This window comes from Kribbella sp. (assembly GCF_035655035.1).
Taxonomy (GTDB): domain Bacteria; phylum Actinomycetota; class Actinomycetes; order Propionibacteriales; family Kribbellaceae; genus Kribbella.
Genome location: NZ_DASRVN010000434.1, coordinates 1 through 6397, shown reverse-complemented (window position 1 = coordinate 6397; position 6397 = coordinate 1). Strand labels below are relative to the sequence as shown.

Below are 6397 nucleotides of genomic sequence, written 5' to 3'. Positions count from 1 at the left end.
GGCGACCCGGGTCCAGCGGTGCGCTCAGTTGCTCCGGCCGGGCGGCGTACTCGCGGTGGTTTCGACGCATCACGTCGCCGGCGGTTCGGAGCAGTTCTTCGCCGACGTGCAGTCCTGCTACGACCGCTTCACCGACGACCCGGCGTCGACCGGTCTCCCGGCGGCGGACGACGTACCGCCCGGCTCCGCGGAGCTGGAAGGATCGCCCTGGTTCGGCTCCGTCGAGTGCCGGAGCTACGTCTGGGATCGCACCTACACGACGGCCGAATACCTCGAACTTCTGTCGTCGTATTCGGGGCATCGGGCCTTGACAACGGACCGGCGTGACCGTCTGTACGAGTGCATCGGCGCCCGCATCGACGCCGACGGCGGTTCGGTCACCAAGCGTTACCTGAACCAACTGACTGTAGGAATTTGTCTTCACCAACCTCTTGCATCGCGGTGCGCGGGCTGGTCAGAATAACCGGGCGGGAAGGGAGTTCACTTCGTCGACTTTCGGGTCCGACCTGAACCAGCCGCTGTGGCGGCTCGTGACTCCCTTACCCGCACCAAATCTCTTTGCCACAAAGGATCCTGGGCCGTGCAGTAGGCTTCTGACCATGGCCCAATATGTGGTGCAGCTGCGCTTCGACGTGTCCGAGACCGACCGCCGGCTGGAGGTCCGCCCGGCGCACCGCGACTACCTCGCCGCGCTCCGCGAAGCAGGCAAACTCGTCGCCGCCGGCCCCTTCACCGACGGCACCGGCGCCCTCCTCGTGTACGACGTGGCCGACGAGGCCGAGCTCCGCGACATCCTCGCGAAGGACCCCTACACCCCGGCAGGCGTCTACGAACTCGCCACGCTTGCCGAATGGCAGTCGCTCTTCCCGTTCAGCTGAGCCGGCTAACGCTGGAGGGATGCGAGCAGGGCGAGCGTCTTCGTCCAGCCCTGGCGGACGGCCGATTCGTCGGCGGCGCGGGTGCCGCCGAGATCGAGGTGCTGCCCGGTGACCGGGTGGATCTCCTCGGTACCGGACGGCAGGTACGGCGTACCCGAGACCAGGTGCCCGGCGCCGGGGACGATCACCGCCTCGTGCGGGTACTTGTCGTGCGCGTCGTCGAGCTCCTGCATGATCCGCTGCGCACTCAGCCGGGACCCCCACAAGAGGTCGTCGGACCCGGCCACCGCGAGCACGGGCCCGTCCACCTCGTCGACCGGGATCGGGACGAAGTCGACCGGCTTGCCCTGGTACGTCCACGCCGAGCCGTCCGGTTTCGGGAACGAGCTCGTGGCGGTCGCGCTCGGGGCGAAGAGCAGTGTGCCGTGGACGAGGTCCGGGAAGTGGTCCGACACCAGCAAGGCCGCCTCGGTGCCGTACGACACGCCCATCGCGACGAGCCGCGCCGGATCGACCGCGGGCTGCCGGGTGAGCCATCGCGCCGCGGACGCGAAGTACTCGACCGGGATGTTGCGCAGCTCGTTCGGCACACCTGGCGCATGGAAGTACGCCAGCGCCAGGACCGGATACCCGTGCGACGCCAGCAGTACGGCGTACAGCGTTGAAGGTATGCCGCCTTCCGAGCCGCCGAGCAGCAGTACGGCGGGATGCTTGGCGCCGTCCGGCTCCGGGGCGATATAGACACCGGTGAGCTTGTTCGTCGCCATGCTGAGCGACTTGGTCGTCGCACCGGCCGCCATCCACTGCCGGGTCAGGGCCGTCGTTGCGAGCCGCTTTCCGTCACGGCTGACGAAGACGTCGAGGTGCGCGACCGGTCGCCCGTTCTCGATCGGCGGGACGAACCGTTGCGTGCCGGCATCCCCGGTGGCCGGATCCAGCGACCAGAACAATCCCATGCCGTCGGCGTCCTGATAGCTCCCGCCCGACGGCTTGGCGCTGTCGAGCTCGACCGTCCCGTGGTCGTCGGCGGTGAACGTCGCCTCGCTGTGCCACGTCTTCCCGTCGCGATCGACGGCTTCCGCGCCGACCTGGACCGGCTTGCCTGCGGGCGCTCCGGTCACCTTCAGGTGGACCGGTTGATCGGCGAGCGTCGTCGCCTGGTCGACGGTCACGACCGGGCGGCCGGGTGACGAGCAGCCGGCGAGGAGCAGGCCCGCGGCTGCGAGTAGCGGTATGGACCGTTTCACCGCACCAGCATGACACCGCCAGCGGGTCCGGCCGTCAGGCCTCGGCGCCTTCGAGGTCGAGATGGTCCACGTACGCCCACAGCCAGACCAGGGGAGCGAGGACCAGTTCGGGTTCGTTGTCCTCGTCGGCGATGAACAGCATCGACCCCTCGCCATTGGTGATGTCCTCGCAGACCGCCTCGCACATCTCGAGCGCGATCTCGAACGGGAGCAGGCGCGGCCCGTTCTCCCAGCGGGGCTCGGGGAGCGGGAGGACGGGGGCCTCGTCGGTGCCGTCCAGCTCGACGGAGACCTTCTGCAGCTCCTCGTACAGGTCGTACGAGATCAGCCCGGCGAGCGGCCGGCCGTCGAGACCGATCAGGTACGGGTCGTCGGTGCCTTCGCGGAACGCGTCCCGGATGTCCGGCAGCGCCGCCTTCAGATCGGTGGCCTCGAGGTACGGCGCTTCGTCCGGCTCCGCGTCCGCGTCCGCCTGGATCAGCCCGCTGCGCATCTGGTCGAACTGGTGCAGCAGCTCGCTCAGCTCGTCGTACGCGCCGCCGCCCGGGGTCTTCTGGGCGCGCGCCTCCAGGTCGCGGAGATGCTCGACCAGGTCGTCCTCGAAGTGCAGCTCGTACCGCGGCAGGCCGGGCTCGCGGCCCGCGTTCAGCTGGGCGACCAGTTGCGTCGACACCGGGCCGATCCGTTCCGCGAGGACCTCCAGCGGCGTGGTCGGCATCTCCTCGTCGTCGTGCGCGCAGGAGTCGTCGTCGTTCTTGCCGTCGCCCTCCATCGCGAGCAGCACCTGGAACGCCTGGAAGGACAGCAGTGCCGCGGTCGCCATCGTCCCGTCGCCGATCAGCATCAGCGGGTTCCCGCCGGCCTCGGTACGGCGTACGTGATCCTGCATCAGCGTCGCGGCCTGCTCGACGTTCACCTGGCTGGCCAGCGACGAGAGCCCGTGGTCGGTGTCCACGCCGAGCAGCTCGACCAGGCGCTCGGAACTCATGTCGAAGTTCGAGCGCAGGTAGTACCGCAGCCAGCCGGCGTCGACCGGGTTGCCGAGCAGCTCCGCGATCCGGGCGCGGAAGTCGGCCAGGTCGGAGATCGCCAGCACCACGAGCACCGGCTGGTCGCCGTCGCCGATCACCAGCGGCCGGGTGTCACCGTTGTGGAACCCTTCGATGACCTGGTGCAGGCTGTCCGCGGCTGCTTCCAGCGGCCAGGACTCCGCCTCGAACTCGTTGACCACCGCGGCGGAGGTGTCGTCGGGCATCTGCTGGTCCTCTCCGGGTGGCGGCGGGAGTGTGGGCTAACTGTAGGCTGCGGGCGTTTCACCAGGTCAGGCGGGTCCTTCAAGACGCCGGCGTGACGTTCGCTACGCTCGTACCGGCGGGTCGCCGCAGCGATATCTCACATGTGAGATATGGTCCGGGGTATGACCGACGACTACCTGAGCCGGATCGGAAACCTCATCCGGGACGCCCGCAAGCACCGCGGCTGGACGCAGACGCAGCTGGCGGAAGTGCTGAACACCAGCCAGAGCGCGGTGAACAGGATCGAGAAGGGTCATCAGAACCTCACCCTCGAGATGCTCGCCCGGATCGGCGAGGCGCTCGACTCCGAAATTGTCTCTCTCGGTGGCGGCCCGGTCCACCTCCGTGTGGTCGGCGGACGCCGGCTGTCCGGCTCCATCGACGTCAAGTCCAGCAAGAACGCCGGCGTCGCGCTGCTCTGCGCCAGCCTGCTCAACAAGGGGCGGACGACGCTGCGCAAGGTCGCGCGGATCGAGGAGGTCAACCGGCTGCTCGAGGTACTGAACTCGATCGGCGTGAAGACCACCTGGCTGAACGACGCCGGCGACCTGGAGATCGTCCCGCCGGCACAGCTCGACCTCGCGTCGATGGACGCCGACGCGGCCCGCCGTACCCGCTCCATCATCATGTTCCTCGGGCCGCTGCTGCACCGTGAGGACGCCTTCGAGCTGCCGTACGCCGGCGGCTGCGACCTCGGGACCCGGACCGTCGAGCCGCACATGACCGCGCTCCGCCCGTTCGGCCTCGAGGTGAAGGCGACCGGCGGGCAGTACCACGCGCTGGTGAACCGGGCGATCGCGCCGGGCAAGCCGATCGTGCTGACCGAGCGCGGCGACACCGTGACCGAGAACGCGATCATGGCCGCGGCCCGCTTCGACGGCGTCACGGTGATCCGGAACGCCAGCCCGAACTACATGGTCCAGGACCTGTGCTTCTACCTCGACCTGCTCGGCGTGAAGATCGACGGCATCGGTACCACGACGCTGACCGTGCACGGCAAGGCCGATATCGACGTCGACGTGGACTACGCGCCGTCCGAGGACCCGATCGAGGCGATGAGCCTGCTCACCGCGGCGATCGTGACCAAGTCCGAGATCACCATCCGCCGGGCGCCGGTGGAGTTCCTGGAGATCGAGCTCGCGCTGCTCGAGGAGATGGGGCTCGACTACGACCGCAGTACCGAGTACCTGGCCGAGAACGGGCGGACCCGGCTGGTGGACCTGACCACCCGGCCGTCGAAGCTGCACGCGCCGATCGACAAGATCCACCCGATGCCGTTCCCGGGGCTGAACATCGACAACCTGCCGTTCTTCGCGGTGATCGCGGCGACCGCGACCGGGCAGACGCTGATCCACGACTGGGTGTACGAGAACCGGGCGATCTACCTGGCCGACCTGAACAAGCTCGGCGGCCGGGTGAAGCTGCTCGATCCGCACCGGGTGATGGTCGAGGGGCCGACGCACTTCTCCGGCGCCGAGATGATGTGCCCGCCGGCGCTCCGGCCGGCCGTGGTCGCCCTGATCGCGATGCTGGCCGCGAAGGGGACGTCGGTGCTGCGCAGCATCTACGTGATCAACCGCGGTTACGAGGACCTGGCGACGCGGCTGAACTCGCTAGGCGCTCAGATCGAGACCTTCCGGGACATCTGAGCCCTGCTCTGCCTCCTGGTCTTGGTCTTGCAGGAAGGCGACGGCTTCGGTGATCACCGCTGGGTCCGAGAGGATCTTGCGGTGGCCGAGGCCGGTCGTCGGCAGGAAGTGTGCGTGCGGGCCGTACTTCCGCAGCAGCAGTTGTGCTTGTCCGGGGTCCACGACGTCGTCCTCGTCGTTGTGGATCACCAGTAGCTCGGTCTTGCCGGCGGCGGCCGAGAACCGGTCCCAGATCGTGTTGTCGCCGTCGAAGTAGCCGCGCTCGATCGACCGCCGCAGTTCGCGGTTGAGCTTCGGGCCGAGCCCGAGCTGGGCGCAGAACGTGTCGGCGAGATAGCCGAAGTCCGCGACCCCGCTGATCATCACCATCCGCCTGGCGGCGACACCCTCACGGACGGCGTACAGCGCGAACGGTACGCCGAGCGAGTGCGCGATCACGCCCTCGAACGGGCCGTGCCGCTCCTCCAGGGCCCGGATGATCCGCTGGTGCCCGAGGATCGACACGATCGGCCCGGGAGAGTCGCCGTGCCCGGGCGCGTCGTACGAGACCGGGCTGTACCCGAGCTCGAGCAGCCGCGTGACGAATCCGGCGTACCTCGAGGCCCGTGATCGCCAGCCGTGCACGAGCAGCACCGGGCGCTTGCCGTCACCCCAGGCGTAGGTCGTCACATTGTCGACGATCTCCGCCCGCGCGGACGTATGGAGCGCGCGCTCGGCGTCCCGGACCGCGCCGCGGGCCAGCGGCCGGCGCCAGAGCTCGAAGGTGAGCCGCCCTGCCAGCCGAGACGAGAACAATCCGATTGTCAACAATCCTGCGCTGATCAGCTTTCTCACGAGGTCTCCTCGATGGCAAACTATACGAACGGTCGTATTATTAGTTTGTGACGGCGGCGGCGTCAACACCACTAGGATCTGGAGTCGTGGAGAAGGTCGACGGGCGGTTGGTGCGAGGTGACCAGACCCGGCGTGCGGTCCTGCGCCGGTCGGTCGACATCGCCTCGGTCGATGGGCTCGAAGGGCTGTCGATCGGCCGGCTCGCGGCCGACCTGGGGATCAGCAAGAGCGGCCTGTTCGCGCACTTCGGCTCCAAGGAGGAGCTGCAGCTGGCGACGATCCGGGCCGCGCGGAGGATCTACGCCGACACCGTGGTCACGCCGGCGTTCGAGACCGAGCCCGGGCTCGGACGCGTGTGGGCGCTGAGCTGGTGCTGGCTGGAGTACTCGCGGGAACGCGTGTTTCCCGGCGGCTGCTTCTTCCAGAAGGTCTCGCACGAGTACGCCGGCCGTGAGGGCGCCGTGCGCGACGCGCTCCTCGAGGTCCACTGGGAA

The 6397-nt window shown here is 68.6% G+C and carries 6 protein-coding genes and 1 pseudogene; 4 read left to right on the top strand and 3 right to left on the bottom strand.

All coding sequences use genetic code 11. The features are described 5' to 3' along the window. Together VFF46_RS23990 and VFF46_RS23985 are read left to right on the top strand one after the other, a co-directional pair. A pseudogene (locus tag VFF46_RS23990) lies at positions 1 to 463 on the top strand (hypothetical protein); the annotation flags it as partial. A 136-nt stretch (positions 464 to 599) separates the two neighbouring features. Continuing rightward, entirely contained in the window at positions 600 to 878 is a 279-nt protein-coding gene (locus VFF46_RS23985; protein ID WP_325039449.1) for a YciI family protein, read from the top strand. Between the two features lie 5 nt (positions 879 to 883). Here VFF46_RS23985 and VFF46_RS23980 read toward each other — a convergent pair whose 3' ends face one another. Both VFF46_RS23980 and VFF46_RS23975 read right to left on the bottom strand, forming a co-directional pair. Next, positions 884 to 2125: an acyl-CoA thioesterase/bile acid-CoA:amino acid N-acyltransferase family protein gene (locus VFF46_RS23980; protein ID WP_325039448.1), complete on the bottom strand. Its 1242-nt coding sequence runs from the start codon at positions 2123 to 2125 to the stop codon at positions 884 to 886. A 34-nt stretch (positions 2126 to 2159) separates the two neighbouring features. Beyond that, complete coding sequence (locus tag VFF46_RS23975; protein ID WP_325039447.1) at positions 2160 to 3380, bottom strand: hypothetical protein; 1221 nt, start codon at positions 3378 to 3380, stop codon at positions 2160 to 2162. 162 nt (positions 3381 to 3542) lie between these two features. Here VFF46_RS23975 and VFF46_RS23970 point away from each other — a divergent pair, with 162 nt between their 5' ends. Then, positions 3543 to 5069, top strand: a complete 1527-nt coding sequence (locus VFF46_RS23970; RefSeq protein ID WP_325039446.1) for a UDP-N-acetylglucosamine 1-carboxyvinyltransferase — start codon at positions 3543 to 3545, stop codon at positions 5067 to 5069. Here the strand turns inward: VFF46_RS23970 and VFF46_RS23965 are convergent. Then, the gene (locus VFF46_RS23965) at positions 5034 to 5903 is read right to left on the bottom strand and encodes an alpha/beta hydrolase (protein ID WP_325039445.1); all 870 of its coding nucleotides are present in this window, start codon (positions 5901 to 5903) and stop codon (positions 5034 to 5036) included. The two genes, VFF46_RS23970 and VFF46_RS23965, sit on opposite strands and share 36 nt — an antisense overlap. 86 nt (positions 5904 to 5989) lie before the next feature. Between VFF46_RS23965 and VFF46_RS23960 the strand changes: the two genes are divergently transcribed. Continuing rightward, a partial coding sequence (locus tag VFF46_RS23960) for a TetR/AcrR family transcriptional regulator (protein WP_325039444.1) occupies positions 5990 to 6397 on the top strand: 408 nt, incomplete at its 3' end.

What these genes read in the sequence shown, in the direction of transcription:
- VFF46_RS23985 (WP_325039449.1), top strand. Translation starts at nt 600, where the DNA reads ATGGCCCAATATGTGGTGCAGCTGCGCTTCGACGTGTCCGAGACCGAC.
- VFF46_RS23975 (WP_325039447.1), bottom strand. Translation starts at nt 3,380, where the DNA reads ATGCCCGACGACACCTCCGCCGCGGTGGTCAACGAGTTCGAGGCGGAG.
- VFF46_RS23970 (WP_325039446.1), top strand. Translation starts at nt 3,543, where the DNA reads ATGACCGACGACTACCTGAGCCGGATCGGAAACCTCATCCGGGACGCC.